This is a genomic window from Butyricicoccus sp. (genome assembly GCF_050872565.1).
Lineage (GTDB): Bacteria > Bacillota > Clostridia > Oscillospirales > Butyricicoccaceae > Butyricicoccus_A.
Window position 1 is genome coordinate 1 of the sequence record NZ_JBNMHC010000299.1, and the last position, 2,803, is coordinate 2,803.

Annotated in this window: 4 protein-coding genes; all 4 read left to right on the top strand. The window is 52.6% G+C overall.

What is annotated here, in order from left to right; genetic code table 11:
- The coding region (locus tag ACR0P9_RS10385; RefSeq protein WP_432619880.1) for an aminopeptidase P family protein at positions 1 to 985 on the top strand (985 nt) is incomplete at its 5' end.
- An 85-nt stretch (positions 986 to 1,070) separates the two neighbouring features.
- Positions 1,071 to 1,628: an elongation factor P gene (efp, locus tag ACR0P9_RS10390; RefSeq protein WP_216471253.1), complete on the top strand. Its 558-nt coding sequence runs from the start codon at positions 1,071 to 1,073 to the stop codon at positions 1,626 to 1,628.
- 53 nt (positions 1,629 to 1,681) lie between these two features.
- Complete coding sequence (locus ACR0P9_RS10395; protein WP_432619882.1) at positions 1,682 to 2,215, top strand: CD1247 N-terminal domain-containing protein; 534 nt, start codon at positions 1,682 to 1,684, stop codon at positions 2,213 to 2,215.
- Between the two features lie 125 nt (positions 2,216 to 2,340).
- The coding region (locus ACR0P9_RS10400; protein ID WP_432619884.1) for a sigma factor-like helix-turn-helix DNA-binding protein at positions 2,341 to 2,803 on the top strand (463 nt) is incomplete at its 3' end.

Sequence of the window (2,803 nt, forward strand, 5' to 3'; positions counted from 1 at the left end):
CTATGTGACGGGATTTCCGTCCTCTGCCGGTGTCTGCGTGGTGACACAGAAGGGCGGATACCTGTTTACGGATTTCCGCTATATTGAGGCGGCAAAAAAGCGCGTCCGCGAGGGCATTCAAGTGGATATGGTACGCCGCTCGTATGCGGCAATGGTCAATGCGGTCTGCCAGCAGGACGGCGTCAAGACTATTGCATTTGAAGAAGGGTTTATGACGTGCGCGGATCACGCACAGTGGGAACCGGCATTGGCGGCAAAAATGCAGCCGATGGGCGCCCTCATCAGCGATTTGCGCGAAGTTAAGACGCAGGAGGAAGTAGAGTGCTGCGTCAAGGCACAGCGCATTGCAGAGCGCGCACTGGCGGAAACACTCAATGATATTCATGCTGGTGTGACGGAAAAACATATCGCATCGCTGCTGGAATTTCGTATGTTGGATTACGGCGGAGAGAAGATGTCGTTTGACCCGATTGTAGTCTCCGGCACCAAGTCTTCTATGCCGCACGGCGTACCGTCCGACAAAATCATAGAAGACGGCGATTTTGTCACGATGGACTTCGGCTGTACCTATGAGGGATACTGCTCGGATATGACGCGTACCGTCGCTGTCGGCCATGTGACAGAGGAGATGGATAAGGTCTATCACATTGTCCTTCGCGCACAGGAAGCGGGCATTGCCGCAGCAAAACCGGGGGTTACCGGTGCGTTTGTCGATAAGGCAGGCCGCGACATCATTGCGGCAGAGGGCTACGGCGCGTGCTTCGGCCACAGCTTCGGTCATGGCATCGGCATTGATATTCATGAGCTGCCGCTGGCAGCACCGCGCTATGAGAAACTTTTGCGCGCGGGCAACATTATTTCGGCAGAACCGGGCATTTATATTCCGGGAAGATTCGGTGTTCGTATTGAAGATATGCTGTGCATTACGCCGGATGGATGCCGAGATTTGACAAATGCGCCGAAACAGCTGACAATTTGCAAGTAAGGCTTGCAAAAGCTGATATAATAGGGTAGAATAATAAGAGATTTACTGAAAATTTATAACTTGTTTTATATGGAGGAATTGTTTTATGCAGGCAGGCGAATTTCGTAACGGTGTTACTTTCGAGCTGGATGGCAATGTATTGCAGGTCATCGAGTTCCAGCACGTAAAGCCGGGCAAGGGTGCCGCTTTCGTTCGTACCAAGATGAAGAATGTTATTACCGGTGCTGTAACCGAGCGTTCTTTCAACCCGACCGATAAGGTTGAGGAAGCTTTCGTAGAGCGCAGAGACATGCAGTATCTGTACAACGACGGCGATCTGTACTACTTCATGGATACCGAGACCTACGAGCAGGAGCCGGTTTCCAAGGAAACTCTGGGCGACGACTTCCGTTTTGTAAAGGAAGAGATGATGTGCAAGATCCTGTCCTACAAGGGCAAGGTATTTGCTGTTGAGCCGCCGATGTTCGTAGAGCTGGAGATCACTGAGACCGATCCGGGCTTCAAGGGCAACACCGCAACCAACACTCTGAAGCCGGCTATCGTTGAGACCGGTGCTGAGGTCAAGGTTCCGCTGTTCATCGATCAGGGCGAGAAGATCAAGATCGATACCCGTACCGGCGAGTACCTGGCACGCGCAAAGTAAAACATACCATCAGCTGACTGTGCAGCATTGATCCGAAGAGGAGGAATGGAACCATGACTGTAACCGAACGTGTCGCATATATTCGCGGCTTATTTGAAGGTTTGGAAATCAACGTGGATAAAAAGGAAGGCCGTCTGTTCAAGGAGATGATTACGCTTCTGGAGGACATGGCGCTGTCCATCACCGATCTGGAGGAAGAAAACGATGCATTGCAGGGTGTTCTCGATGCAATGATTGAGGACATTTACGATGACGATGACTCTTACGATGAAGAGGACGTCGATGAGGACGATGCAATCTATGATCCGGACAATGAACTGTTCGAGGTTGTGTGTCCGAGCTGCGGCGAGGAAATCTATATCGATGAGGCGACGCTGGAGCAGGGAAATATTTCTTGTCCGGCGTGCGGCGAAGAGTTGGAGTTTGATATGTCGTCTCTTGACGAGGACGTACCGGCAGATCCCGACACGATTCCGGCAGATGATTTTGAAGATGCCGATGTACCGGAAGGCGATTTGACCGAAGTATCCTTTGACGAGGCCAACATCCCGGAAGAGGATATTCCGGACGATGAGGAAGACGACTGACGCTGATTGAAAATTTGCAAGGATCGCATGGCTGCCCGCGTGGCCATGCGATTTTTTGCCGAATAACAATGGAAAATCACAGCAAAAAAGTGTATGATAGAGACAGGTAGGAAGGAGGGACTGCGATGACACTGGCTGAGGCGATTGTACGTGCAAAGGCAGGAGAGCAGGACGGCTTTATCTGTCTGTTTTGGCATACGGTGCCGCATGTTTGGCTGGCGGCGGCCATGCTGGGATGTCCCAAGCCGGGAGAAGCTGTTGTACAGATTTATCGGGATGCACAGGCATCCGTACAGGCTCTGCGCTCCCCCAGTGATCTGCGTGTATGGATTGGTACACAGGCGTATGCGGTCTTGCTGCGACAGGAAGATCGTAAGGGAACCGGCATTCCGGCGTTGACGCAGCAGCCGCAGGCGGCGTATCAGCTCATGTGTGAGCTGCCGAGACTGGAACGGCTGGCACTGCTTCTCCTGTGCGGAGAGGGATGTTCTGCGCCGCAGGCATCGGAGATTCTTTCGCAGCCGGAGATTGAAATCAAGCGCGCCCTGCGCCGCGCCCGGCAGATGATTTCCGAACAGATGCAGGATA

What these genes read in the sequence shown, in the direction of transcription:
- efp (WP_216471253.1), top strand. Translation starts at nt 1,071, where the DNA reads ATGCAGGCAGGCGAATTTCGTAACGGTGTTACTTTCGAGCTGGATGGC.
- ACR0P9_RS10395 (WP_432619882.1), top strand. Translation starts at nt 1,682, where the DNA reads ATGACTGTAACCGAACGTGTCGCATATATTCGCGGCTTATTTGAAGGT.